General features: G+C 72.1%; 22 protein-coding genes and 1 pseudogene. 12 read left to right on the forward strand and 11 right to left on the reverse strand.

Annotation, left to right across the window (positions count from 1 at the left end; genetic code table 11):
• Positions 1-3: 3 nt before the first annotated feature.
• The 4 genes from WMF17_RS07220 to WMF17_RS07235 are packed head-to-tail and all read right to left on the reverse strand — an operon-like array spanning position 4 to position 3,648.
• Complete coding sequence (locus WMF17_RS07220; protein ID WP_437648750.1) at positions 4-1,014, reverse strand: hypothetical protein; 1,011 nt, start codon at positions 1,012-1,014, stop codon at positions 4-6.
• Positions 1,015-1,023: 9 nt separating this feature from the next.
• Positions 1,024-1,941, reverse strand: a complete 918-nt coding sequence (locus WMF17_RS07225; RefSeq protein ID WP_437648751.1) for a hypothetical protein — start codon at positions 1,939-1,941, stop codon at positions 1,024-1,026.
• Positions 1,934-2,560, reverse strand: coding sequence for an RNA polymerase sigma factor (locus tag WMF17_RS07230; protein WP_437601223.1), 627 nt, complete (start codon positions 2,558-2,560; stop codon positions 1,934-1,936). Before WMF17_RS07230 ends, WMF17_RS07225 begins: the two co-directional genes overlap by 8 nt.
• Positions 2,557-3,648, reverse strand: a complete 1,092-nt coding sequence (locus WMF17_RS07235) for a glycoside hydrolase family protein (RefSeq protein ID WP_437648752.1) — start codon at positions 3,646-3,648, stop codon at positions 2,557-2,559. Before WMF17_RS07235 ends, WMF17_RS07230 begins: the two co-directional genes overlap by 4 nt.
• A gap of 198 nt (positions 3,649-3,846) precedes the next feature.
• Between WMF17_RS07235 and WMF17_RS07240 the strand changes: the two genes are divergently transcribed.
• Positions 3,847-5,073 carry a hypothetical protein gene (locus WMF17_RS07240; protein WP_437648753.1) on the forward strand — a complete coding sequence of 409 codons (1,227 nt, stop codon included), beginning with the start codon at positions 3,847-3,849 and terminating at the stop codon, positions 5,071-5,073.
• Positions 5,074-5,408: 335 nt separating this feature from the next.
• Positions 5,409-6,194, forward strand: a complete 786-nt coding sequence (locus tag WMF17_RS07245) for a hypothetical protein (protein WP_437651497.1) — start codon at positions 5,409-5,411, stop codon at positions 6,192-6,194.
• 96 nt (positions 6,195-6,290) lie between these two features.
• Here the strand turns inward: WMF17_RS07245 and WMF17_RS07250 are convergent.
• Positions 6,291-6,485: pseudogene (locus tag WMF17_RS07250) on the reverse strand (DUF1595 domain-containing protein); the annotation flags it as partial.
• A 410-nt stretch (positions 6,486-6,895) separates the two neighbouring features.
• Between WMF17_RS07250 and WMF17_RS07255 the strand changes: the two are divergent.
• Positions 6,896-8,587, forward strand: coding sequence for a hypothetical protein (locus WMF17_RS07255; protein ID WP_437648754.1), 1,692 nt, complete (start codon positions 6,896-6,898; stop codon positions 8,585-8,587).
• Positions 8,588-8,736: 149 nt separating this feature from the next.
• On the opposite strand, the gene WMF17_RS07260 is transcribed toward WMF17_RS07255, so the two are convergent.
• The 5 genes from WMF17_RS07260 to WMF17_RS07280 form a co-directional block, all read right to left on the reverse strand.
• Positions 8,737-9,684 (reverse strand): hypothetical protein, encoded by a 948-nt coding sequence (locus tag WMF17_RS07260; RefSeq protein ID WP_437648755.1) that lies wholly within the window; start codon positions 9,682-9,684, stop codon positions 8,737-8,739.
• A gap of 871 nt (positions 9,685-10,555) precedes the next feature.
• On the reverse strand, positions 10,556-10,861 hold the full coding sequence (locus WMF17_RS07265) for a hypothetical protein (RefSeq protein ID WP_437601228.1): 306 nt from the start codon (positions 10,859-10,861) through the stop codon (positions 10,556-10,558).
• Between the two features lie 185 nt (positions 10,862-11,046).
• Entirely contained in the window at positions 11,047-11,484 is a 438-nt protein-coding gene (locus tag WMF17_RS07270) for a type II toxin-antitoxin system death-on-curing family toxin (protein ID WP_437601229.1), read from the reverse strand.
• Positions 11,481-12,278, reverse strand: coding sequence for a hypothetical protein (locus tag WMF17_RS07275; protein ID WP_437601230.1), 798 nt, complete (start codon positions 12,276-12,278; stop codon positions 11,481-11,483). Before WMF17_RS07275 ends, WMF17_RS07270 begins: the two co-directional genes overlap by 4 nt.
• 139 nt (positions 12,279-12,417) lie before the next feature.
• Positions 12,418-13,266 carry an RNA polymerase sigma factor gene (locus tag WMF17_RS07280; protein WP_437601231.1) on the reverse strand — a complete coding sequence of 283 codons (849 nt, stop codon included), beginning with the start codon at positions 13,264-13,266 and terminating at the stop codon, positions 12,418-12,420.
• 181 nt (positions 13,267-13,447) lie between these two features.
• Between WMF17_RS07280 and WMF17_RS07285 the strand changes: the two genes are divergently transcribed.
• From WMF17_RS07285 to WMF17_RS07295, 3 genes are all read left to right on the forward strand, one after another.
• On the forward strand, positions 13,448-13,705 hold the full coding sequence (locus tag WMF17_RS07285; protein ID WP_437648756.1) for a hypothetical protein: 258 nt from the start codon (positions 13,448-13,450) through the stop codon (positions 13,703-13,705).
• A gap of 102 nt (positions 13,706-13,807) precedes the next feature.
• Entirely contained in the window at positions 13,808-14,740 is a 933-nt protein-coding gene (locus tag WMF17_RS07290) for an AAA family ATPase (RefSeq protein ID WP_437648757.1), read from the forward strand.
• A gap of 176 nt (positions 14,741-14,916) precedes the next feature.
• On the forward strand, positions 14,917-15,543 hold the full coding sequence (locus WMF17_RS07295) for a hypothetical protein (RefSeq protein ID WP_437648758.1): 627 nt from the start codon (positions 14,917-14,919) through the stop codon (positions 15,541-15,543).
• A gap of 18 nt (positions 15,544-15,561) precedes the next feature.
• On the opposite strand, the gene WMF17_RS07300 is transcribed toward WMF17_RS07295, so the two are convergent.
• Positions 15,562-16,983 carry a hypothetical protein gene (locus tag WMF17_RS07300; protein ID WP_437648759.1) on the reverse strand — a complete coding sequence of 474 codons (1,422 nt, stop codon included), beginning with the start codon at positions 16,981-16,983 and terminating at the stop codon, positions 15,562-15,564.
• 416 nt (positions 16,984-17,399) lie between these two features.
• Between WMF17_RS07300 and WMF17_RS07305 the strand changes: the two genes are divergently transcribed.
• The 6 genes from WMF17_RS07305 to kdpC all read left to right on the forward strand — a co-directional run bounded on the left by WMF17_RS07305 (position 17,400) and on the right by kdpC (position 24,244).
• Positions 17,400-18,476: an FG-GAP repeat domain-containing protein gene (locus WMF17_RS07305; RefSeq protein WP_437648760.1), complete on the forward strand. Its 1,077-nt coding sequence runs from the start codon at positions 17,400-17,402 to the stop codon at positions 18,474-18,476.
• Positions 18,477-19,004: 528 nt separating this feature from the next.
• Complete coding sequence (locus tag WMF17_RS07310; RefSeq protein WP_437648761.1) at positions 19,005-19,286, forward strand: hypothetical protein; 282 nt, start codon at positions 19,005-19,007, stop codon at positions 19,284-19,286.
• A gap of 338 nt (positions 19,287-19,624) precedes the next feature.
• Positions 19,625-19,717, forward strand: coding sequence for a K(+)-transporting ATPase subunit F (kdpF, locus tag WMF17_RS07315; RefSeq protein ID WP_437648762.1), 93 nt, complete (start codon positions 19,625-19,627; stop codon positions 19,715-19,717).
• Positions 19,714-21,456, forward strand: coding sequence for a potassium-transporting ATPase subunit KdpA (kdpA, locus tag WMF17_RS07320; RefSeq protein WP_437648763.1), 1,743 nt, complete (start codon positions 19,714-19,716; stop codon positions 21,454-21,456). The genes kdpF and kdpA overlap by 4 nt, the downstream gene beginning before the upstream one ends.
• The gene (kdpB, locus tag WMF17_RS07325; RefSeq protein WP_437648764.1) at positions 21,453-23,651 is read left to right on the forward strand and encodes a potassium-transporting ATPase subunit KdpB; all 2,199 of its coding nucleotides are present in this window, start codon (positions 21,453-21,455) and stop codon (positions 23,649-23,651) included. The genes kdpA and kdpB overlap by 4 nt, the downstream gene beginning before the upstream one ends.
• 20 nt (positions 23,652-23,671) lie before the next feature.
• A complete protein-coding gene (gene kdpC, locus WMF17_RS07330) occupies positions 23,672-24,244 on the forward strand; it encodes a potassium-transporting ATPase subunit KdpC (RefSeq protein WP_437648765.1) in 573 nt (190 codons plus the stop codon).
• Positions 24,245-24,247: the final 3 nt, after the last annotated feature.

Consider the following 24,247-nt stretch of genomic DNA (forward strand, 5'->3'; position numbering starts at 1 on the left):
GGCTCAGAAGGCCAGCGCGAGGCCGAGGCGGGCGCTGAGACCTGCGGCCGGAGGGCGATAGACGGCCCCCTCGAGGTTCTCGACGATGAAGCGGGGCCGCCGCAGCGGGACGACGGCGTGCAGCGCCCCCTCGACCTTCAGGGGCCCGGCGATGCGCCACTCGAGCAGCGTCCCGAGCCCGGCCGCGAAGATCGGCGCCGTGTGGGTGAAGGCCTCGTCGACCTCGCGCCCCCTGGCGAGGAGCCAGTGCTGGCGGCCGAGCGCGCAGACGTACACGCCGATGGGGCGCGCGAGGGCGCGCGCGCACGCGTCGACCTCGAGGAACCAGAGCTGGAACTCGGCGCCGGCAGCCATCCCGGCGATGCGGCTCGAGCTCGACGGCACCACGCCGGCCGCCCCGTCGGCGCGGAACCAGCCGCTGCGGATCCCGCCGCCCGCGGCGAGCCCGACGCCGATCGCCGGCACGAGCGCCTGCTCGACCTGCGCGCTCAGCCAGAGCGCCCCCTCCAGGTCGCGCTCGGCAGCCGCTGGAGGCCGGGCCGCCGCGGGAGGCGCGCGGCGCGGCGCGCCGGCGACGGGGGCGGCGACCGCCGAGGGCGGCGCGGGCTGGGCGGCGGGTTGCGCGGTGGCGTTCCGCGCGACCGCGTCGGGATCGATCGACATCGCGACGATCAGCGCCGCCGCCCGCGACATGGACGCGCAGTCGTCGCCGCGGATCACGCGCTCGCCGGGCGACGGCGCGCGGATGAGCAGATCGAGCCGGAGGCGCGCGCCGCCTCCGCGGGCGACGGCGATCTCGACCTCGATCGGCTGGCGCTGCTCCGACGCTCCCAGGAGCCGGGCGATCTCGCTCCGGACCTCGTCGATCGGCGGGCACCCGTCCGGCGCTTCCCAGCGGAGATCGATGGCGCGGGGCTCTGCGGGCGCCGCGAGCGCGCGCGCGGGCAGGAGCCCCGCCGCGACGAACAGCGCCTGCAGGGCCGACGGGGCCCTGGCCCACCTTGAGACGTGCACCCGCGCACTCTACTCCTCCTGGCCGCACGCGGCGCGCACGCGCGTCGCGAGCGGCGAGCCCGGGCTCTTCGCGAGCAGCCTCGCCGCGATCGCCCTGCCGGACGCCGTGCGGCCGGAGCGGCAGAGCGCGATCGCGCGCGACGCCTCGCGCTCGGTCGAGAGCACGCCCCTCGGGTACCGGCTGGCGTGCTCGTTCAGCTTCGAGAGCGCTTGCGCGAACTGGCCCGCCTGCAGCGCCTGCTGCGCGTCGCGCAGCAGCGCGATCTCCGCATCGAGCCCGTCGGAGCCCGACCTCGCGGCGGCGGCCGGTGGGGGCGGGCGCGGGCGCGGGGCTGGCGCGCGTGGCGCGCTGGCCGCCGCGCGCGCGGCGCTGGCCTCGGCGGGGGCGCCGACCCTGGCGGGGTCGCTGGCCTCGGCGGGGGCGCCGGCCTCGGCGAGGGCGCTGGCCTCGGCCGGAGGAGGCGCCCCGTCGCTCGACGCGCCGGAGGGGGCGGCGGCGTGCGGCGTTCGGGGCATCGGGTCCGCGATCCTCGCCGCTTCCTGCGCGCGCGGCGCATCGGGCGCCTCGCCAGACGCCGGGAGGTAGAGCGCTGCGCCCGTCGCGAGGCCCACGACCAGCGTCGCGAGCCCGATCTTCAGCGGGGCGCCGAGCAGCGTGAAGGCCGCCCCTTTCGCGACCGCCGTGCTCGCGTTCACGGCCATGCTCGCGGCGGCGGAGCCGACCGTGTGCGCCGCAGCCGCGGCGCTCGCGGAGCCGGCGGCCCCGGCCTCCGCGGCGCTCAGGGCCACGGCGGTGGCCGCCGTCCCGGCCAGGCCGAGCCTCGCCCACACGGCCGCGCGCATCCGCCGCCGGTCGTCGTCGGTCGGCTCGTCCGCATTATGAAGGGCGTCCAGGAACGCCCGTTCGCCAGTCCCCAGCTCATCCATTGCGGCCTCCTCGGATCCTGGCGTGGTGGCGTTGCACCGCGTCGGAAAATGCCTGTCGAGCGGCCCTCAGCCGCGCATACACGGTGTTGATGTTCACCCCGATACCCTGCGCGATCTCCGTCACCGACATCTCTTCCAGCTCGGCGAGGAGGAGCACCACGCGCTTCTCCTCGTCGAGCGACGCCAGGAGGTCGTGCGCCACGCGCGCGGCCTCCGCCCTTGTCATGGCCTCGTAGGGGCTGAGGTTGCTCGGCCCTGCGAGCAGCTCCGGATCCACGGTCTCTCCCGTCCCGCGGTGGGCCGGGCTCTTGCGGCGCAGCGACCTCCGGTACGCCTGCACGACGTTGACCACGATCCCGAAGATCCACGTCTTCAGCGACGAGCGGCCCTGGAACTCCGGCAGCCGCCGGTGCACGACGACGAACACCTCCTGGCACACATCCTCGTGCGCGGAGGCGTCCACGCCGAGGCGGCGCACGGTTCGCCAGACGAAGGGAAAGATCTCCTCGTACACCTCGGCGAAGTCGCGCGGCGCGGCCTGGAGGCCGGTCGCGGGGAGGGCGGCGACCGCGCCGGCGGGTGGGGGCGTCGCCGGAGCGACCGCCGCGCGGGCGGTCATGGGCTGCACCTCTCCGCGTGGGGCAGCGAGACGTAGAGCTCGCCGAGCGCGGTGAGCTCTCCGCTCGCGCCGAGCAGGTCCACGTTGGGGATCGCCTCGGTGCGCCCGGAGAACCAGGCGTAGCGGAAGACGTCGGGGTCCGATTCGAGGAGGGGCACCGCTTCTCGCATGTAGGCTGCCTGCGCTTCGGGCGATCGATCCGCGCCGTCTCCGCACGAGAACTCGGTCAGCCAGATCGGGCGCCGGTAGCGTCTGAGCTCGCCGAGGTACCACTCGAGCGCCGGCCTGTCGCAAGCATACCAATGCGCCGCGATGAAATCGACGCGGCAGCCGTCGCAGGCGGCGAAGAAGGCGTCGAGGTAGGCGAATGGATCTGTCTCGTGGCAGCCGTCGCCGCAGAAGTTCACGGCCGGCGAGACGAGCTGGAGCCCCTTCTCGTCGGCGATCCCCTCGATCTGCGGCCACAGCGCGGCGGCCTCCGCGGCGGAGAGGTTGGCTTGAGCGAAGAAGTTCGGCTCGTTGAACGCGAGCAGGTACTTCGCCCCGCTCGGGATGGCCGCCTTGACCTTGTCGGCGTCGAAGCGGCCGCCCCAGACCATCGGTACGAACTCGACGCCCAGCTCGACGTAGTCGCCTCCCCGGAGCTCCTCGTCGGGGACGTTCGCCCAGTTGTACCACCAGCCGACGCTGGCCGAGAGGGCCGAGAGGTCGGCGACCGAGTGGTGGCCGTACGCGACGCCGCGCTTGCACGGGCGCCCCGCGGCTGCGCTGCCGCCGTCGCCGCTGCCGCCGTCGCCGCCGTCGCCGTCGCTGCCGCCGTCGCCGTCGCTGCCGCCGTTGCCGTCGCTGCCGTCGCCGCCGCTGCCGCCGTCTGCCGTGCCGGCGCCATGCCCTGCCTCGCCGCCGGTGCCGCCTGGGGCCATGAGGCCCGTGCCCCCATCGCCCGCGCTGGTCGTCCCATGGACATTTCCACCACCGCCGTCCGCGATCGCATCTTGGTGGAAGCCTTCCCCCACGCAGGCGACGGACAGGAAGATCCCGAGCAGGGGGCTGATGCCGCAGAGAAGGGCTTCGGGGTCTCGACGCATGGCTCGAGGGGTCTGGTGACCGGAGCCACCTCGTTCCGTGAAAGAAAGTGGAGGGATGGGCTGCGGGGCTCCTCGGGGGTCACCGGTGGGCTGGCGTTCCGCGGCTTGCGGGCGGATCGTCTGCTGCTGCGCACCACGGCCGACACCTCGCACTTTCGCGCGCTTGACGGCCGCGAGGAGCGCGTTGAGAAAAAACGGATGACACCCCTTCGCTGGCTTGCCGCGCTTGCGGCGTTCACCGTTCCGTTTGCGATCTCGGCGACGGCCCTGACCCAGGACGGCTCTCCGCTCCCGCCGCCTGCTCCGGAGCCGATCCCCTCTGCCTCCGTGCAGCCAGCGCCGCCGCCGGCGCCGACGTCGCCGCCGTCCCCGGCGCCGGCGCCGCCCGCGCCCGCGCCGCCGCCTGCACCCGCGCCGACGCCGCTCCCGCCGCCGGTGCCGCCCGCGCCGCCGCCGCCGCCTGTCGCGCCCGCGCCGCCGCCGCCGCCTGTCGCGCCTGCGCTGCCGCCGCCCGTTGCGCCTGCGCCGCCGCCGCCCGTTGCGCCTGCGCCGCCGCCGCCTGTCGCGCCCGCACTGCCGCCGCCTGTCGCGCCCGCGCCGCCGTATGCGCCCGCGCCGCCGTATGCGCCCGCGCCGCCGTATGCGCCCGCGCCGCCGTATGCGCCCGCGCCGCCGTATGCGCCCGCGCCGCCGTATGCGCCCGCGCCGCCGCCTCCGGTGGCGCCTGCGCCGCCTCCTCCCGTCGCGCCTGCGCCGCCGCGTCCACCGCGGAGCCAGCCGCCGGCGCGGCCGAGCGCTGCGCCGCCCCCGGTTGCGGCCCCGGTGGCCGTGGAGCCGGCGCCTTCACCGGCCGAGTCCGAGGAGAAGGACAAGGAGCCCGAGGACGAGGAGCCCGAGGACGAGGAGCGGGACGGCGTCCGGCTCCGGTATGGCAGCACCCTGGGCGGCGGGATCATCAAGGCGCCGACGGGCACCGGCGGCGTCTTCGCGTGGACGGGCCGGGTCGGCATCCAGATCAACCACCAGTTCGGGATCTACTACCAGAACACGCCCATGCTGACGCTCACCCCCGAGAGCACCGAGAACAGCGCGGGGTTCGACGCGGGGTTCATCGATTACAACTCGCTCCTTGCGAGCTTCACCGTGTTTCATGTCCTCGACTTCGGCGCAGGACCGTCCATGGACTACGTGGCCGTCGCGAGCTGCGGCGCGACGCTCGCGGGCCTCGAGTCGGGCGCCGGCTGCGCCAGCACCTCGGACTGGTACTTCGGCGCGCACGCGCGGGGCGCCCTCCTCCTCGGCGGCCTCTCCGGCGATGGACCGCGGCGCAGCGGGTTCGCCCTCGCCGCCGAGCTCCACCCGGTGTTCATGCCGGAGGGCACGACCTTCACCTTCACGCTGGGGCTCGGCGGAGAGTGGTACTGACGAGCCCGAGCCTCGCGCGCTAGCGCCCGTCTCTCAGGTTCGTCCCTGGTCCCATGATGGGAGAGAACGTGAACCACAAGGCACAGAGGACAGCGCGTCGTTGGCTCTCTCCTCTGTGGTTCCTTTGCCGCGGAGTGAATCCCATGAAGGCGTGAGGGCTGGAAGAACATTGATCTTTTCTTCCCGCCTTCCCGCCTTCATGTTCAAATCCGGCCACCACCCGAAGGGGAGACCTCATGCCACCGACCCGACCCACCCTGGTTGACTCCACCCCGCGCTTCAGACGCTCAGCCTCGTCCAGGAGCGCCGCCGCAGGCCCGCAGCGGGGCCGGCTCATGCCCCGGACGACAGAGCCTCTCGCGACGGTGATGGCCGCGGTGTTCGCCCTCGTGTGCGGGAGCGCGGCATGCAACGCGATCTCGGGGGTCGACAAGCTCGACTTCTCGGGCGCCGCCGGCACGACGGGCGGCGGCGCAGCCGGCAGCGGCGGTGGTACGGCCGGCGGTGACGCGGGCAGCGGCGGCACGGGCGGCACGGGCGGCGCCGGCGGCGCTGGCGGCACGGGCGGCGCCGGCGGCACGGGCGGCGCCGGCGGCACGGGCGGCGCTGGCGGCACGGGCGGCGCCGGCGGCACGGGCGGCGCCGGCGGCACGGGCGGCGCCGGCGGCACGGGCGGCACGCCCGTCGACATCTCTTACGATATCCCCTGTGGGAGCGGTAATGTGGCTGTCGGCATCCACGGCCGGAGCGGCGGCTCGATTGACCGTATTGGCCTGATGTGCGCGCCGCTCGCCGGCGACGGCACCCTGGGCACCGCCTTCCAGACCGTGAGCGCCGGCGGCGACGGCGGCTCGCCGGGCACCGTGATCTGCCCTGCGAGCCAGGTACTGGTCGGGATCAACATCTGGGTCGACTCCCTGGTTTACCGGATCGAGCTGCTGTGCCAGACGATCGACGCGTGGAAGCAGAGCGACAGCAACACCAATGTCGTCCCTGGCATCGGCAACGTCCATAGCACAGCCTACGTGGTCAAATGCGCGGCGGGGTGGGCCATCGCTCAGATCCACGGCGACGCCGACCAGCTCGTGCGCTCCGTGAATCCAAAGTGTCGCATGCTGTGATGGGAGCAGGTACGAGAGCCGCGTCGCCGTCTCGTCGCCCGTCAGCCGGCGGAGCCCGGGGCGCGCGGGGTCGGGCGTGCCCCACTCGACGCGGTAGAGGAAATCCGGCGACTGGAGCAGCGCCTCGATCACCGTCGCGGCGCCGACGCCGAACGTCGCGCCCGCTCGTGCGGCGCTGTACAGCGCGAGCAGCGCGTCGGCTTCGCCGGCGGCGAGGGGCCGGCGGTAAGCGCGCGGGGCGAGGTGCTCGACGATCTCGCGCGCGCACGCGTCCTCGTTCGCCGCCGTCACGTCGCTCGCGCAGGGGTCGAGCTTCGCCAGCGCCTCCGGGGTCGCCGTCGCGCGCCGCGCGACGCCCTCCGCGACGGTGCCCCTCAACAACAGCCTTTACGAAATGACCAAGGGGATTGTCGCGCGGGGATCACCGGACAACGAAGTGTTCACCACGAGCGCGTATGCCACGGAGATAAAACTTTCTCATGCGCGCCTCTCCGGAGCAGCTCCGGCCACCAGCGTGCCTGGCGAGGATACAGGGGTCGGGGCCGCCCCGCCGCTCGAGCCGGCGCGTCGCACACGCCATCACCTTGCGCCCCCGCGCCTGCCTCCTCGGTGGTATCCACGACCGCGCACCGCTCGGGTCCCGAGGCCGCCGCCGGCCTTCGGCGAAACCTTTGCGGATCGCCCGTGTCCAAGGAGACGTGATGCGCTCGATCCCCCGCTCGATCTTCACCGCCCTCGCCGCCGCGATGGGGCTCTCCCTCGCGGCCTGCGCCGCGGCTCCTCCGCCCGCGGCGCACGCGCCCGTCCCGCCGGGCGACGCCCGCGCGGCGACCCCGCCGCCGCCTCCGCTCCCCGAGAGCGAGGCCTTCGCCGTCCACGGCACGCTCAAGGACGAGTGGCTGCCGCTCCTCAAGCCGACGCCGTTCGACCTGAAGGCCGCGCTCGTCCCCCCGGCGCCGGCCGGGGTGCCCGCCCCGCCGCGCGTCTGCGAGGCGTTCGCGCGGCGCGCCCCCGTCGCGCCCGCGCAGCCCTGCGGCGATGCCCGGGGCGCCCTCGACGCGCTCGACGCCGCGATCGCCGAGGAGGACGCCGCGAAGCGCGACGCGCGGCTCGCGGGGGTCGAGGCGTGCGCGGGCCTCGAGGCGGGCCTCGCGCGCGCGCTCCGGGCCGAGCTTGCGCCCGTCGCGTGCGGCGACTCCATCGCCGTGCCGTACCTCGAGGCGCCGCCCGCCGCGCTCAAGGGCGACCTTTACCAGGTGCTGCTCGGGCTCACGCTCTCCGCCCGGCTCGCGCGCACCGCGACCGAGCCGCCCGCGCTGCGGCCGCCCTACGATGTCCAGCGCGTGCTCGCGTTCACCAAGGGGCCGCTCTTCACGTGGGTGACGGACCAGGCCCGGGCGATCGAGGATCTCGGGCGCCGCGGGGTCGAGCTGCCGTTCTACGCGAAGGGCATCGTCGCCGTGGAGTCCGGGCGGGCCGACATGCGGCTCGTCGAGGCGGTCCGGTCGGCGCCGCTGCCCGACGCCATGCGGAAGGACGCGGAGCTCAGCAACGTCTACTACGCCGAGCTCGATCAGCTGCTGGAGCCCTGGAAGAGCCGTGGCCGCGACGCCGCGCTCGTCGGCCTGCGCGAGCTCTCGTCGGTCGGCGTGCTCCGCGACGCCCGCGTCGAGGGCGCGCGCGCGATGCTCTCGCGCCTCTACGGCGGCCGGCCCGTCGACGCGCTCGACGCGCTGGAGCTGCCGCCGCCCCCGGAGGTCGCGCCCGCGTCGGGCGTCGAGCGGCTCGCGGCCGGGCTGCCGACGTACTACGCGGGCCGCCTGATCCCGTCCGAGATGGCGGCGCGGCCGGAGCTCCTCGGCATCTTCCTCGGCCGGGGCGTCCCGCTGCAGCACCGCGCGGCGCTGCGCTCGGCCGAGCTCTCGCCCGACGCGCGGCTGCTCTATGCGCGGGCGCGGATCGAGCTCGGCCGGCTGTACTGGCGCGCCGTGGACTTCGACCAGGCGACGGCGCTGCTCGCGGCGTGGCCCGAGGGCACCCCGCGCCCGGCCGAGGCGACGACGCTGCTCGCGCTCGCCCTCGGTCTGCGCAACGGCCCCGAGGACGCGGCGCTCATGATGCGGCGGGCGCCGCTCACCGGGCTCGGCCTGGGCGATCTCGCGGCGCTCGACTGGGTGGCCCGCGCGAAGCCGGCCTCGCCGTACGCGGGCATCGCGGCGTACGACGCGGCGCTGATCAAGCAGCTCGCCGCCCCGCAGGGCGCGGATCCGAGCTACTGGGCCGACGTGGCCGCGCGCTTCCGCGAGGCGCAGGCGCTCCTGACGGGGCCGCTGGCGAAGGCGGCGGAGGAGCGGGCGCGGGCGGCGGAGGAGATCGGGCGGACGGCGCGCTGAGGCGCGGGCGCTGAGAGCGCGGAGGCGCGGGCGCTGAGCGCGCTGAGGCGCGGGCGCTGCGCCGCGGGGTGGAGGACCCGGGAGGCTGGGTCGAGTACGGGCCCCCTCCCGGACCCTGCGAACCCTGGCGAAATTTCTGACGCGCGGAGCTAGACGACAGGCGGCGCGCCGTTGGGCGCAGCGCCGGGCGCCACCGTGCCCGGCGCTGCAGCGCCGGGCGCCGCCGTGTCCGCCGGAACCACCGGCGGCGCGGCGCCGGGCGATGCCGGCGCCGTCGGGCCAGCCGGGGCGGCGTCCTGCGGCGCCGCGGCGGTGTCGCTCGACGACGCCGTGCGACCGCCGCGGCCCTTGTACAGCGACGGCGCGATCGTGTCGGCATCATCCTCGTTCCATCGGAGGTAGGTGACGGCGCGGCGGGTCTGATCGTAGGCGTGCACGAGCAGCGCGAACGCACGCGCCCTCTTGTCGGCGGCCTCGGTCGGTCCGGGCCCCTTGCCGTGCTCCCTCACGCCGAGGGCGGCGAGGAGCAGCGGCCCGATCTCCCCGGCGCGGTTCACCTCCTTCTCGGTCGCCGCCGTCTTGCCGGTGATCTCCGACCAGCTTCCGCTGAACAGCGCCGAGAGCGCGACGAGGTCGTTTGCCGTGTCGATGTGCCCTTGTCCTGCGCGGATCTCGGCGACCGTCTCCGCGTCGAGCAGGCCGCGGCGGGCGAGCGCCTCGGCGTCGCTCAGCAGGTTCTCGCGGAGCGGCACCGCCTCTTCGACGAGCGGCTTCAGCGCGTTCTCGGCGCCTCCGCTGGACAGCCACACGAGGTGCGCGTACCACGCGGCGAGCGCGTATGTCTCGAGCCGATCGAGCAGCGCGACATCGTGCTTCTGCAGTCGCTCGGCGATCTCCGAGCGGAGCACGACGAGGCCAGGCAGCACGCCAAGCACCTGGGAGACCATGCGCGGAATGTCGAGATTGATGGCGATGAGCCGATCCGGGCTCAGCGCCTCGATCTCGGGGAGGGTCTTGTCGAACGCCGCCGCCGCCTGGGGCGTGGCCCCGGGCTTCTTGGGAGCCGGCTTCTTCTTGTTCGAGAACGGTCTGGCCATGAGGGGATTACCTCTCGTTGATCTCGGTCGCAGAGAGGCACAAGAACATGAGCATCATGCTCCCTCCCCCCCGCGCTGAACATGATAGGAGCGCCCGGCGCGCGCCGGACGTTCCGGGGAGGGATAATCATCCGCGCCTCACTGTCAATTCATCTATCGATGATTTTCCGGAGGCGTGCCCCCTCTATCAACGTCGGAATGTTACGTCGGAATGTTACGTCGGAATGTTGCGCATGGCTGGCGTGCCTGCGCGCGTCGATCGATAGAGAGGAGCCGCCCTGTCGCCCTCGCGCGCGCCTGGCCTCCTGCGGGGCGGGCGCCGTGCGGGGCCTGGAAGGTGGAGGAGCGGGCAGCCCGGTTCGGCGAGGCTGCTCAGCTGCCTGCCGGCAACCGGTCCCGGTTAGGCGAGGCTGCCCAGCTGCCTGCCGGTAACCGGTCCCGGTTCGGCGGGGCTGCCCAGCTGTCCGCCCGCAACCGATCGCGGTTCGGCGGGGCTGCTCAGCTGCCTGCCGGTAACCGGTCCCGGTTCGGCGGGGCTGCCCAGCTGTCCGCCCGCAACCGATCGCGGTTCGGCGGGGCTGCTCAGCTGCCTGCCGGTAACCGGTCCCGGTTAGGCGGGGCTGCCCAGCTGTCCGCCCGCAACCGATCGCGGTTCGGCGGGGCTGCTCAGCTGCCTGCCGTCAACCGGTCCCGGTTCGGCGAGGCTGCCCAGCTGCCTGCCGGTAACCGGTCCCGGTTCGGCGGGGCTGCCCAGCTGCCTGCCGGCAACCGGTCCCGGTTCGGCGGGGCTGCCCAGGTGGTGCTGCACTTTGCCTCGAAGTGCAGCACTCGCGCTCAAAGTACAGCACCCTGCGCGAGCAAAGTGCAGCACTCACGACCCCTCCGGGGGATCGAACAGGGACAGCTGGACTGGACCGGGCGGCGGTTCGGGAGGAGGAGGCGGGACGACCTGGACCTGCGGGACAGGTGCGGGCGGAGGCTCGCTCCGGCGGCGCTGCTTCAGCGCGGGCGTCGGCTCGGTCACGAGGCGCAGGAAGCCCCGGTTGTTCGGGAGCGCCCTCGCAGGCGTGGGAGGCTCGCGACGAGTGAGAGGCTTCGCCTCGGGGACGGCGGCCTCCTCCTCGGTCATGAGCGTCTCCAGGAGCTCGTTCACGAAGCCGAAGAACAATCTCCCCATCGGCCTCTCCTCCTCGTGGTGGGTTCGTTCACAGCGGCCACGAGCGCACGGAGAGATCGACCTGCAAGCTTTCCGTTCAAGTACTTGGAATTGCTGGCGTTCCCGATCAGGATCGGCTGTTTGGCTCCATCGCGGAGAGTGCGGGACCATGCGCGTGCCGTGAACACGACGAGAGTCCAGGCATCTCAGGGCGCAGCGCCCCACCCCGGAGCTGCCGTGATGCGGTTCGGTGAAAGTAACCAATCCAGGACGCCGTGTACGTCGATTAGGCCATTCACCACGTCATGGACCAGTTTGGCCGCTTCCTCCTGCTGCGCCACGAGATGGATGCCGTTCGCGTCGAGAACACGGATGGCCGAACTCCATGCGACGCGCTTGTTGCCGTCAACGAAGCAGTGGTTCTTCGCGAGGTATACGAGAAGATAGGCTACGGCCACTAACAGGTCTGGCTCTTCCTCTTCTGCTTCGTACATGGAAGCGCTGACGGCGCCCCCGATGCTTCCTTCGACGCAGCCGTCCTTGGGGACCGGTGACGGATTGCCGCCATACAGCTGAATAGCAGAGTCATGTAGGTGCATGACTTCTTCGGCATCGACGAAGATCCATTGTAGCTCCTCGTTCATTGAGCCAGGATCCTCATGGTCTCAGCCCAGTCCGTGCGCAGTAGATCCACCGTGCTCTCGAGGGGCACGTTTGGCGGCGGCGCCGCCGCATCTAGAACCCAGATCAAGGTCGGCTTCTGCCCGTTGAGTACGGCGGCAATCACATCCTTGTGACGCAGCGGGATGGCGCGCTCGACCTGCTCGGACGAGGCAGCGCACCGCACGACACCTCTGCTCGTCTTTAGAGCGATGTAGTTCGAACCCGGATCGAACCCCACGCTGGTGATCCGACCACGAAGTCTAACCAGGCGAGCGGCTTGAACTGGGTCCGCCGCCAGCGACAGCTCGCCGAACTGCACCTCAGCGAGCAACTTTCCGTCAGCGTACGCGGCGTAGCGCTGGACGAGCACACCTGCCGGCAGTGACCGGAGGTACTTGCGCGCGGAGCCGTTGACCGACTTTCCTTGGCGTTCAGCGTCCAGATCCTGGACTAGACGCTGGACGGCTTGTTCGCCGAGCATATCGAAGCTTCGGAGGTCTAGCTGCGTTCCAGGATGCGCCGTGCAGACGAAGGTCGGCGCAGCGGACCCTCGTTCGACCGAGGCGAGTTCTAGGTCCAGCAGCTTCGCGTCCGAAGCCAGTCTGCCACCTCGGGTACCGTAGTCCGGATCTTCCAGCGCCGACGCAAGGATCCCCGAAGCGGTGCGCTGCAGGGCGGATAGGAGGAGCTTGAGCGGCTCCCCGAAAGACGACAGGCTCAGGCGATGCTGTGCGAGCCCCGGTTCGTCCCCGTCGAAGGTGATCTTCAGCTCCACGGCCATAGGAGCACGCTGGTGGAACATGCAGCCGGCGTCAAGCCGGGCGGTCGCTCGGGCGGGTGTCCTAGGCGCCCCTACTCGCCGTCCGCATTTGCGCGAGCACGGCGATCTCGCGCAGGATCTCGCCGGGCGTGACCTACTCGTCGCGGCGCACGAAGTGGCGCTCGATGGCGTCGAGGATCTGCAAGGCGCCGCGCGCGTCGGCGACGGCCTCGCGTTCGGCGCGGGTCCTCGCCTCCATCTGAGCGGCGAGCGATGTAGTGCCCCGTCTTGCGCCATGCGATGCCGTAGAGCCACTTCCGGAGCGCCTTGTGGGCGTCGTCTGCGGGGTCCGGCCGGTACATGCCCGGCGCACGGAGTTCCACGCGCCCATGAGCACCTGCTGCTCCACGTCGGCACGGTCGCGCGACGGGACGCCGCTCGCGATGAGCACGGCGACGATGACCGAGCGCTCCGCAAGGATCGCCCCGATCGTCGGTCGCTTTCTGGGGTGTGTCGCGGCAGGCGGGCTCGTCGCCCCCTTCCGCGGGCGGGTCACCCAGACCTCCCGCAGGTGGGGGCAGCTTGGTCGGTTGGCCACGACGCGGGCTGCACTCCCGCTGCCCAGCTGCCCGCCCGCAACCGGTCCCGGTTCCGCGGGACCGCTCAGCCGCCCGCCGGCGAGGCAGGCTTCAGCGGCCTCCCCCGCGGGGGCGAGCGTGGGGCTCCTCCTCCGCAGCGAGGCGCCTCGCGAGCCCTTCCTGCGCGCGATGGAGCGCTCTGGCGCGCCATTTGTACACCGTGCTGATTTGTACACCGTGCTGACGGGTATCCCTCTCGTCGCGGCGATGTCTCTCATGGAGATCTCGTAGAGGTCGTGCTGGAACAGCACCGAGCGCAGCTCGAACGGCAACTCCAGGACGACTGATCTCAGCAGGCGCCGCCGCTCCGCCGCGAGCAGGCGCTCGATGGCCGTCGCGCGCGTCGACAGCAGCGTCCACCTCACGGAGAGCGCGACCTCGGCCTGGGGAGAAGCCGGCGCTGGTGGGCTCGGCGGCGCAGGCGATCCGGGCGATGCGATAGCCAATGGAGAGCGCGGCCGGACCGCGCCCCTCTGGGATTTCCCCGAGCTGGTTGTGCCGCCCCGATGACGGATTCCACAAGGGGATGACCAGGGAGAGAGGATCATGAAGATCACAACCGCTGCATGGGTCCTTCTGCTGTCCTCTCCGGCCGCCCTGGGGTGCGGAACGGAGCCGTCGACCACCCCGCCGTGGGACGAGCCCCTCGACATCGCGGCCAGCTTCGCCTTCGGCCCCCTGCCCGAAGGGCGCTCGCGCTCCTATCCGCGCTGGGGCGGCAAGCCGGACCAGCCGCCGAAGTTCCTGCGGAGCCGGCTGTTCCTGGAGCCGGGCTGGAAGGTCTTCGTGGGCTCGTCCGACTAGGGGGAGCCCTCAGCGCATCCCCAGGAACACCTCGATCCCGCGCGCAGCGCCGACCCGGGCCCCCTGCGCGAAGCCCGCGCCGTCGGGACGCCGTGGTGGTTCGTGGCGGGGTACGGCGTCAACCGGCGCCTGCCCAAGCCTCACGGCGCCGCGCGCCCGGACGATCCGACCCTGAGCCGGCTCGACTCCCTGTTCGACGGCGCCCCCATCCTCGGCACCGGGTTCGCCGACATCCTCCAGGACATCGGCATCGACCCGCGCCGCTACGCCGAGATGCTGTCCGACGCCCTCTTTCGCCGCTCCCGCCTCCTCCCGCGCGTGCGCGGGCTGGAGCTCCGGGGCCGCGGCGGGGTGAAGAGCGCCGCCGACCTCGTGGAAGCGCACCGCTTCGAGCTGCGATCGGGATCCTCCACGTTCAAGCTGCCCGCGACGTGGCTGTCCCATGGCTATCAGGGGCTGATCTCCTGGATCGCGGACCTCATCGGTCAGATCCTGGCCGATACTCAGATCCTGGTCGATAAGTCGATGTCCGGTACCCTCGTGGATCCCTCGGAGAAGAGCGGCCTCGTGCTCATCGACGAGATCGACCTCCACCTGCACCCGAGCTGGCAGGCCGAGCTCGTGCCGAAGCTGAAGAAGGTGTTCCCGCGGATGCAGTTCGTGGTGACCACCCACTCGCCCATGGTCCTCCCCGGCTTCGCGAAGGACGAGATCGTCCGGCTCGGCCGGAACCGGGACGGCGACGTGATCGCCCGGAAGACCGGCGAATCGCCCGCGCTCATGACCGGGAGCGAGCTGTACGAGGAGTTCTTCGGGATCGATCGCCTTTACCCGACCGACCTCGGCGAGGCCGCGCAGCGTTACGGTCTGCTCGCGAACGACCCCGGTCGCTCGGACGCGGAGGAGCAGGAGATGCTCGCGCTGCGAAAGAGGCTCCGCGCCGCCGAGGTCGAGCCCGAGTGGGAACCCGTGCCCCGGACCAGGACGCGCGAGGGGCGGCCAGCGAAGAAGGTGCGGGGCTTGTGCTCCGGGTGATGCAGAGCGGTCGACATCGCCGGGTGGCACCGGGCGCGGAGCCCGGGCCGGATGTCTCAGGCGCACGACGTCCCGAGCGTGATGCGGGCGAATGCCACGACACCCTGCCGGCGTGTGCCAGCGGTGCCCACGTCCAGCCGGCCCGGCGAGTGCTGCGCGGAGGGAGAGGTAGCGCAATGAGCGGCACGAGTGACGTGGTTCGCCTGGAACATGCGACGCGCAGGCGCGGCGGCGACCCGCCGGTGTCGGAGGTCTCCGGCGTGGTGCTCGTCGACAACATCGCCCCCGAGAAGCAGGTGCTCATCCATTACCGGGACGCCGGCGGCGCGTGGCGCGTTGCTCCGGCCAGGTACGATTCCGCGCCGCCGTGGGGCTCCCCGGAGCGGTGGGTGTTCTCCGGGATCGTCTATCCTGCCGACTACGCGGAGCCGGCGCGGTTCGCGATTCAGTACATCGTCGCCGGGCGCGAGTACTGGGACAACAACGGGCAGCACGACTACCTGCTGGATCCCGAGGGGATCCTGTTCGGCGATGCGCCGCTCTTCGGGGTCGATCGTCTGCAGCGTATCGTCGAGTTCGTGAGCTGGCGATACCACATGGATGTGATACGGATCGAGGAGGTCATGCCGATCTACGGGCGCGGCCACGTCTTGCGATACAAGGTCACGATCGGGCGAAGCGTGGGACCCGGCCGTTACGCCTATGCCCGCTGCGTGGGCATCGCCGTTCGTGGCTCGGACGTCGGCGTCCTGAGCCACACGGCGTGCGAGTCCGTTCCTCCGGTCGAGCTGGTCACCCCTTGATCAGGGCGCCTCGCGGGCTCACGGGCCGCCCCCCGAACCGCCTGCTCCGCCGGTTGCTCCCCCGCCGCCCGCGCCAGGATCGCCGCCTGCGCCGCCGCTGCCAGGATCGCCGCCTGCGCCGCCGCTGCCAGGATCGCCGCCTGCGCCGCCGCTGCCAGGATCGCCGCCTGCGCCGCCGGCGCCCGCTTCCCCGCCGGTGCCTCCCGTGCCGCCGGCGCCCGCTTCCCCGCCGGTGCCTCCCGTGCCGCCGGCGCCCGCTTCCCCGCCGGTGTCGCCCCCGCCGGCGCCGCCCGCGCCGTCCGTGGGAGGACCCAGGATCGGGCCCGGGTTGATCACTCCTCCGCCCATCGCGGCAAAGTCATAGACGCGGTTCGTCGCAAAATAGACACCAATTGGCTTGAGCACGACGCCGGAGCCGACGACGATGCCCCCTGCCGGGCCGCCTCCCCAGTTCCAGCCGCCGGTGTTGACGATCTGCCAGGTGATCTTCTGGAAGACGGGATAGGCCGAGATGCGCGCATACGCCGCCGTGGGGACGAAGTAAGCCGAGCTGGCCTGAAGCGTGATGGTCTCGCTCACGCTGAATCCAACGGCATCGGAGATGTCCGAGAGCGATAGCGTGCAGCTGCCTGGGATGCCCAGCCCAGCGCTACTCGAGGGCGCGCCGTTGCCCGACATGCTCCACGGGGGTTGGCCGTTCGAGGGCGCGCCGTTGCCCGACATGCTCCACGGGGGTTGGCCGTTCGAGGGCGCGCCGTTGCCCGACATGCTCCACGGGGGTTGGCCGTTCGAGGGCGCGCCGTTGCCCGACATGCTCCACGGGGGTTGGCCGTTCGAGGGCGCGCCGTTGCCCGGCATGCTCCACGGGGGTTGGCCGTTCGAGGGCATGCAGTCGCCCGGTATGCTCCACGGGGGCTGGCAGTCTGCGGGGGCGCGGGTGCCCGGCGCACCCGGCGCACCCGGCGCACCCGGCGTGAAGGGGGTGCCAGGGGTGAAGGGTGTGCCAGGCGTGAAGGGGGCGCCAGGAGTGAAGGGGAAGCCAGGTACGCCCGGGAACCCGTTGAAGGGAGGCATTCCCGGAATGCCCAGCGTGCCCGTTGCGGGCTGGGTGCCCGCGGGCGTCACGGTGCCCGTGACGGCCCTGTCAATGGTCACGGCGGGCTGGACGCTCGCCGCCACGCTGACATCGAGCGTCCGCGGGCCGAACCCCTCCGCGACGCTGAGCAGGTGGGCGGCATCCTCCCAGTGATACGTCTCCGGGAGGGCGATCACATTCGTGATCATCTGACCGTGACAGAGAGTCTGGCGCGCCTCGCCGATCTCGGCGTACTCGCCGCCGCTCTCCGCAGGCACGGGCGCCTCCCGCGGGCCCAGGCAGCCGAGGGATGGAACGAGCGTCATCGCCATGCCGAGTGTGATCTTTACGTCGGGTGCAAACATCGTTGAACCTCGAGGTGCGGTCAGAACCACAATGATCGGAGCTGCCGAGGCGTGGAGAGCTCCGTGGAACGAGCGTCTCCCGCGGCGCTCCTGCGCCCCCCCGAGGCCGCTCCTCCCAGAGACCGGAGATCAGGGCTCATGTGCCAGCGCATGAAGCGCGGCATGCGTCCGGATTTCTGGTGAGCGAACCGCTCGATGAGCACAGAAGGCCTATGCGACGACCCGCCATGCAAGAAGCGGGGAATGCCCGGTTTGGCTCGCATGTGGGCGCTGCGCCGAGATCCGCCGCATGACGGGAATTCGATGGACCGGCCTTTGCCGCTACCCCCGCGCGCGTGATCGGCGCGCTCACGGGCCGGATCGTCGCCGCCGGAGCCCCCATCCATCACCGCGCGCGAGGCGCGAACGAGGCGAGCATGAGAAAGCCTGCTGCTGTCGTGAGGGCCGCGAGCGCGGCCTGTGCGCTCCTCACCCCCATCGCCTGCGTGGAAGGCGTCGATCCGCAGGGCGACGCGCTGCCTGCCGGGCTCCCGGGGCGATCCATCGGCGCCGCGGGGCAGCGGGTCAACGAGTACGGGTGGGAGGTCGTCCAGGCGATCGACTTCAACGCCGACGGCATGGCGGACGTGCTCTGGAACGACCCCGAGCAGAACCTCATCGCCGTGTGGTTGATGGAGGGAAATCGGCTGCTTGCGCCGGGGTCGTTCATCCCGGGGCCGGTCGGTGACCGCTGGTTCGCCAAGGCGAGCGATTTCAACGCCGACGGCATGGCCGACCTGCTCTGGCGCCATGACGAGCTGGGGGTGATGGCGATCTGGCCGATGGACGGAAGCCAGCTGCTCGTGCCGGGGCCCATCCTCCCGGGGCCGGGCGGCCGCGGGTGGTTCGCCAGGGGGATCGATTTCAACGCAGACAACCTTTCGGACGTGCTCTGGAGCCATGGGGAGCGGAGCGTGATGACGGTGTGGCTGACGGACGGCACCCGCCCGCTCGCGCCGGGGCCGCTCATTCCGGGGCCGCCAGGCGATGGCTGGGACGTCGGCGCCGTGGGGGACTTCAACGCCGACGGCATGTCGGATGCGGTCTGGTACAATCCCGAGCAGAACCTGATGGCGGTGTGGCTGATGGAGGGCACCGGCCTGCTCGCGCCGGGTCCGCTGATCCCGGGGCCACTCGGCGACGGCTGGGACATCGTCTGGAGCGCCGACTTCAACGGCGACGGCATGGCGGACGTGCTCTGGAACAACACGGAGCAGAACCTGCTGGCGGTGTGGCTGATGGAAGGGAGCCAGCTGCTCGCGCCGGGGCCGTTCATCCCGGGGCCGCTCGGCGATGGCTGGGAGGCGCGCACCGCCGGCGACGTCAACCTCGACGCCATGGCGGACGTGGTCTGGCAGCGGGCCGGGACGAGCGAGATGACGGTGTGGCTGATGGAGGGGAGCCGGCTGCTCGCGCCAGGGCCGGTGATCCCGGGACCCTACGACGGCGGCTGACCGCGGCCCCTGCGCCGGAGACAGGAGAGGGCGTATGAGAGGGCTCATGGTGGTGCTGAAGCGCCCGTGTGCGGTCGCTGTGGGGCACGCCGCGTCGTCGGGCTGCACGCCTGATGCTGAGCTGCGAGAGCAAGGAGGGCCCATGCTGGAGTCCCCGGCGGGATCGCTCGGCGCCGCGATCCGCCCACGTCGCGCAGCCGGTACGTGGGGACGACGAAGAGTGGTGGCCTGTTCAGCACGACGAGCGCAAAGCTAGGGCCGCCGGCGTCAAGAAGCCGTCAAGAGGCGGTCGGGCGCCGTCAAGAGATCGTCAATGCAGAGGGCGCTCGCGGCTCGGCGGCCACGGCAGGGCGGGCGCGGCGCCCGCGAGGGCCGCGCGCCGACGCCGGCTGGGCGGCCTGGCCGCGCGGCCGGGAGGCGTGATCGATGCGGTCTTTACGCCGGGAGGGCGCACCTTGAGGCGACCTTGACGAGGCGAGAGCTACCTTGTCGCAGCAGTCGTTGGACAGCCAGCCACGGAGCGCCGTCATGAAGCCGCCGAGCACCCCCGCCGCCGCCTACAGGGTGCGTACAGGACACGACCCCTCGACCTCCGAGGAGAGCCCCCGGACCGACGGGGACCTCGTCGCCGTCTTCGCGCTCGCGTGGCTCGCCTGCCTGCTCACGACCCTCTCGGTGATCTCGCGCGGCGAGGCGTTCGGGGGCGCGACCACGCTGGCCGCGCTCGTCGTGATCCTCGTCCCTTGCCTGCTCGGAGGCTGGCTGAGGTCGCTGAGCCCGCCGGGAGCCCGGCGTCGGCGGCGCCGGTGAGCGCGCCCGGGCGCAAGGCGGGGCCGGCGGGAGGCTGGCGCGCTGCCTCGTCGCCCCCGCGCTCTCCGTTGCTCGGGCGAGCGCGGCAAAGGCGCGAGACGCGCGGTCTCGCCGTCTTCTTGATACTTTCTTGACGTCGCGCCTCCCGGGTTTGATGACCCCTTGACCCGCGGCGGGCTACGTTCAGTCCCGCTCGGTCGGCGCGGGCGAAAGAGCGCGCGATCGCGGCCGATTGCGCCCGATGAGGTCGCCATGGACATGATCTACCTGGGGCTGACGGTCCTCTGTTTCTCGCTATTTGCAGGGCTCATCAAGCTCTGTGAAAGGGTCTGAGCGCCATGAACGCGTTCACCTGGATCTCGGGCGTGCTCGCCCTGGGGCTCCTCTTTTATCTGATCTTCGCCCTCCTCAAGCCGGAGAGCCTGTCATGACCGCCAGCAGCGCGCTTCAACCAGCGCTCTACCTGGCCGTCCTCCTCGGCCTCTCCGTCCCGCTCGGCGCCTACATGGCGCGGGTCTACCAGGGCGAGCGCGGCCTCATGGCCCGCGTCCTCGTGCCGGTCGAGCGGCTCGTCTACCGCGCCGCGGGCGTGCGCCCGGATCAGGAGATGCGGTGGAAGGACTACGCCTTCGCGGTGCTCGCGTTCAACCTGGCCGGGCTCCTCGTCGTCTATGCGCTCCAGCGGCTGCAAGGCGTCCTGCCCCTGAACCCCGAGGGCATGGCCGCCGTCCCGCCCGATCTCGCGTTCAACACCGCCGTGAGCTTCGCCTCCAACACGAACTGGCAGGCGTACGGCGGAGAGTCGACGCTCAGCTACCTGACGCAGATGGCCGGGCTCGGGGTGCAGAACTTCGTGTCCGCCGCCACCGGCATGGCCGTGCTCGTCGCGCTGATCCGCGGGATCACGCGGAAGACGGCGGACACCGTCGGGAGCTTCTGGGTCGATCTCGTCCGGAGCACCCTCTACATCCTCCTGCCGCTCTCGCTCGTGCTCGCCGTCCTCCTCGTGTCCCAGGGGGTGGTGCAGGGGTTCGGCGGATACCAGAGCGCGTCGCTGCTCCAGGCCGTCAAGGACCAGAGCGGCAACGCGGTCGTTCATCAGGTGATCCCGATGGGGCCCGCGGCCTCGCAGATCGCGATCAAGCAGCTCGGGACCAACGGCGGCGGGTTCTTCAACGTGAACTCGGCGCACCCGTTCGAGAACCCGACGGCGCTCTCGAATTTTCTCGAGATGCTCGCGCTGCTCCTCATCCCCGCCGCGCTCTGCCACACGTTCGGCAGGATGATCGGCGACAGGCGCCAGGGGTGGGCCGTGCTCGCCGCGATGACGCTCCTCTTCGTGATCCTCCTCGTCCCCTGCATCGCCTCGGAGCAGGCGGGCAACCCCGCGCTCTCCGGGCTGGGCGTCGATCAGGCGGCGAGCGCGCTCCAGGCCGGCGGCAACATGGAAGGGAAGGAGACGCGCTTCGGTATCACGAGCTCCGCCCTCTGGGCGACCGCCACCACGGCGGCCTCGAACGGCTCGGTGAACGCGATGCACGACTCCTTCACGCCCCTCGGCGGGCTCGTGCCCCTCTGGCTCATGCAGCTCGGCGAGGTCGTCTTCGGCGGGGTGGGCTCCGGCCTCTACGGCATGCTGATGTTCGTCGTCATCGCCGTCTTCGTGGCCGGCCTGATGGTGGGGCGCACGCCGGAGTACCTCGGCAAGAAGGTCGAGGCGTTCGAGATGAAGATGGCGTCCCTGGTCGTGCTCTTCCCGGCGATCACGGTCCTCGTCGGCACCGCCGTCGCCGTGATGACCGAGGGAGGGCAGAAGGGCGTCTTCAACCCAGGGCCGCACGGGTTCAGCGAGGTGCTCTACGCGTTCTCGTCCGGCGCGAACAACAACGGCAGCGCCTTCGGCGGCCTCGGCGCGAACAGCCCTTTCTACAACACCGCCATCGGCGTCGCGATGCTCGTCGGCCGCTACGCGGTGATCGTCCCCGTGCTCGCGCTCGCGGGCTCGCTCGCGAGGAAGAAGCTCGTCCCGGCCGGCCCGGGCACGCTGCGCACGCACACGCCGCTGTTCGTCGCGCTCCTGACAGGCACCGTGCTGCTCGTCGGAGCGCTCACCTTCGTCCCCGCGCTCGCGCTGGGTCCGATCGTCGAGCACCTGGAGATGACGCGATGACCATGAATCTTCACTCCTCCGCCGAGGTGATCGCCAAGCGCGGCGCGCCCGCTCCTCCTCCGCCCCCCGCGCTGTCGCCGCCGCCGAGGCCGCGCCACCCGTCCCGCGACGTGGACGGGAAGAAGACCGCGGCGAGGCCGCTCCTCGACCCCGCGATCCTCAGGCCGGCGATCGCCGCCGCGTTCCGCAAGCTCGACCCGCGCCATCAGGCGCGCAACCCGGTGATGTTCGTGGTCCTCGCCGGGAGCGCCCTCACCATGGCCATGTTCGTGCACGCGCTCGTCGGCCAGGGCGGCGAGGGCGAAGAACCGGCCGGGTTCATCCTCGCCGTCTCCCTCTGGCTCTGGTTCACCGTGCTCTTCGCGAACTTCGCGGAGGCCGTGGCCGAGGGGCGCGGCAAGGCGCAGGCGGACACGCTCCGCAAGGCGCGGCGCGACGTCGAGGCCGTGAAGCTCTCCGCCCCGGAGCGCGACGCAGCGCGGACGACCGTGCCGGCGTCGAGCCTCCGGCGGGGAGACCTCGTGCTCGTCGAGGCAGGCGCGATCATCCCCGGCGACGGCGACATCGTCGCCGGCGTCGCGTCGGTCGACGAGAGCGCCGTCACCGGCGAGAGCGCCCCGGTCGTGCGGGAGAGCGGCGGCGACAGGAGCGCCGTCACCGGCGGGACGCGCGTCCTGTCCGACTGGCTCATCCTCCGCGTCTCCCGGAACCCCGGCGAGGCGTTCCTCGACCGCATGATCGCGATGGTGGAGGGGGCGAAGCGGAAGAAGACGCCGAACGAGATCGCGCTCGACATCCTGCTCGCCGCGCTCACGATCGTGTTCCTCCTCGCGACCGTGACGCTGCTGCCCTACTCGATCTTCGGCGTCCGGCAGACGGGGCAGGGGACCCCGATCAGCATCACCGTGCTCACGGCGCTGCTCGTGTGCCTGATCCCGACCACGATCGGCGGGCTGCTCTCGGCGATCGGCATCGCCGGCATGGACCGGATGATCCAGGCGAACGTCATCGCCACGTCGGGCCGCGCCGTCGAGGCCGCCGGCGACGTGGACGTGCTGCTGCTCGACAAGACCGGCACGATCACGCTGGGCAACCGGCAGGCCACGGAGCTCATCCCGGCGGACGGGGTCGAGGCGAGGGCGCTCGCCGACGCCGCGCAGCTCGCGTCGCTCGCCGACGAGACCCCCGAGGGGCGCAGCGTCGTCGTGCTCGCGAAGGAGAAGCACGGCCTGCGAGAGCGCGATCTCGCGGCCCTCGGGGCTCGCTTCGTCCCCTTCACCGCGCAGACCCGGATGAGCGGCGTCGACTACGGCGCGCGCGAGATCCGGAAGGGCGCCTTCGCGGCGATCGAGGCCTACGTCGAGGAGAAGGGTGGCGCGGTCCCGGCCGCGGTGCGCGCGGTGACGGAGGCCATCTCCCGGAAGGGCGGCACGCCGCTCGTGGTCGCCGAGGGCGGCGCGGTGCTCGGCGTCATCCACCTCAAGGACGTCGTGAAGGGCGGCATCCAGGAGCGCTTCGGCGACCTCCGGCGCATGGGCATCAAGACGGTGATGATCACCGGCGACAACCCGCTCACCGCCGCGGCCATCGCCGCCGAGGCCGGCGTCGACGACTTCCTCGCGCAGGCCACGCCCGAGGCCAAGCTCTCGCTGATCCGCGAGTACCAGGCGGGCGGGCGGCTCGTCGCCATGACCGGCGACGGGACGAACGACGCCCCCGCGCTGGCGCAGGCGGACGTCGCGGTCGCCATGAACACGGGCACCCAGGCCGCGAAGGAGGCCGGGAACATGGTGGACCTCGACTCGAACCCGACCAAGCTCATCGAGATCGTCGAGATCGGCAAGCAGCTCCTGATGACGCGGGGCGCGCTGACGACCTTCAGCCTGGCGAACGACGTGGCCAAGTACTTCGCCATCATCCCGGCGGCGTTCGTCTCGACGTACCCCTCGCTCGGACGGCTCAACGTCATGGGGCTCGCCACCCCGCGGAGCGCGGTGCTCTCCGCGGTCATCTTCAACGCGCTCGTCATCGTCGCGCTGATCCCGCTCGCGCTCCGGGGCATCCGCTACCGGTCCGTCGGGGCGGAGCGAATGCTCCGCAGGAACCTGCTCGTCTACGGCCTCGGCGGGCTCCTCGTGCCGTTCGTGGGGATCAAATGCATCGATCTCCTCCTCTCCGCGCTCGGCCTCGCCTGATCACCCAAGGATAGAACGCTATGCTCGCGCACCTGCGACCCGCCCTCGTCCTCCTCCTCGTCCTCACCGGCGTCACGGGGTTCGTCTACCCGCTGCTCTCGACCGCGATCGCGCAGGCCGCCTTCCCCGAGCAGGCGAACGGCAGCCTCGTGCGGAAGGACGGCCGCGTGGTCGGATCGACCCTGCTCGGCCAGCCGTTCGACGATCCTCGCTATTTCTGGGGACGCCCCTCGGCGACGAGCCCCGTGCCCTACGCCGGGCAGGCCTCCGCCGGGAGCCAGCTCGGGCCCACGAACCCCGCCCTGGCCGAGGCGGTCAAGGCCAGGATCGACGCGCTCCGCGCCGCGGATCCGGAGAGCGCCGCGCCGGTGCCGGCCGACCTCGTGACCGCCTCCGGCAGCGGCCTCGATCCGCACATCAGCCCCGCGGCGGCGGAGCACCAGGCGCGGCGCGTGGCGCGCGCGCGCGGCCTCCCCGAGGACGAGGTGCGCCGGCTCGTCGCGCGGCACACCGAGGAGCGGCTGCTCGGGCTGCTCGGCGAGCCTCACGTCAACGTGCTCCTCCTGAACCTCGCCCTCGACGGCGCCCGCTGAGGG

The organism is Sorangium sp. So ce362 (genome assembly GCF_051519845.1).
Classification (GTDB): Bacteria; Myxococcota_A; Polyangia; order Polyangiales; family Polyangiaceae; genus Sorangium.

What these genes read in the sequence shown, in the direction of transcription:
- kdpF (WP_437648762.1), top strand. Translation starts at nt 19,625, where the DNA reads ATGAACGCGTTCACCTGGATCTCGGGCGTGCTCGCCCTGGGGCTCCTC.
- WMF17_RS07300 (WP_437648759.1), bottom strand. Translation starts at nt 16,983, where the DNA reads ATGTTTGCACCCGACGTAAAGATCACACTCGGCATGGCGATGACGCTC.
- kdpB (WP_437648764.1), top strand. Translation starts at nt 21,453, where the DNA reads ATGACCATGAATCTTCACTCCTCCGCCGAGGTGATCGCCAAGCGCGGC.
- WMF17_RS07245 (WP_437651497.1), top strand. Translation starts at nt 5,409, where the DNA reads ATGCCCCGGACGACAGAGCCTCTCGCGACGGTGATGGCCGCGGTGTTC.
- WMF17_RS07235 (WP_437648752.1), bottom strand. Translation starts at nt 3,648, where the DNA reads ATGCGTCGAGACCCCGAAGCCCTTCTCTGCGGCATCAGCCCCCTGCTC.
- WMF17_RS07285 (WP_437648756.1), top strand. Translation starts at nt 13,448, where the DNA reads ATGAAGATCACAACCGCTGCATGGGTCCTTCTGCTGTCCTCTCCGGCC.
- WMF17_RS07225 (WP_437648751.1), bottom strand. Translation starts at nt 1,941, where the DNA reads ATGGATGAGCTGGGGACTGGCGAACGGGCGTTCCTGGACGCCCTTCAT.
- WMF17_RS07255 (WP_437648754.1), top strand. Translation starts at nt 6,896, where the DNA reads ATGCGCTCGATCCCCCGCTCGATCTTCACCGCCCTCGCCGCCGCGATG.
- WMF17_RS07260 (WP_437648755.1), bottom strand. Translation starts at nt 9,684, where the DNA reads ATGGCCAGACCGTTCTCGAACAAGAAGAAGCCGGCTCCCAAGAAGCCC.
- WMF17_RS07230 (WP_437601223.1), bottom strand. Translation starts at nt 2,560, where the DNA reads ATGACCGCCCGCGCGGCGGTCGCTCCGGCGACGCCCCCACCCGCCGGC.
- WMF17_RS07265 (WP_437601228.1), bottom strand. Translation starts at nt 10,861, where the DNA reads ATGGGGAGATTGTTCTTCGGCTTCGTGAACGAGCTCCTGGAGACGCTC.
- kdpA (WP_437648763.1), top strand. Translation starts at nt 19,714, where the DNA reads ATGACCGCCAGCAGCGCGCTTCAACCAGCGCTCTACCTGGCCGTCCTC.
- WMF17_RS07305 (WP_437648760.1), top strand. Translation starts at nt 17,400, where the DNA reads ATGAGAAAGCCTGCTGCTGTCGTGAGGGCCGCGAGCGCGGCCTGTGCG.
- WMF17_RS07295 (WP_437648758.1), top strand. Translation starts at nt 14,917, where the DNA reads ATGAGCGGCACGAGTGACGTGGTTCGCCTGGAACATGCGACGCGCAGG.
- WMF17_RS07310 (WP_437648761.1), top strand. Translation starts at nt 19,005, where the DNA reads ATGAAGCCGCCGAGCACCCCCGCCGCCGCCTACAGGGTGCGTACAGGA.
- WMF17_RS07240 (WP_437648753.1), top strand. Translation starts at nt 3,847, where the DNA reads ATGACACCCCTTCGCTGGCTTGCCGCGCTTGCGGCGTTCACCGTTCCG.
- WMF17_RS07270 (WP_437601229.1), bottom strand. Translation starts at nt 11,484, where the DNA reads ATGAACGAGGAGCTACAATGGATCTTCGTCGATGCCGAAGAAGTCATG.
- kdpC (WP_437648765.1), top strand. Translation starts at nt 23,672, where the DNA reads ATGCTCGCGCACCTGCGACCCGCCCTCGTCCTCCTCCTCGTCCTCACC.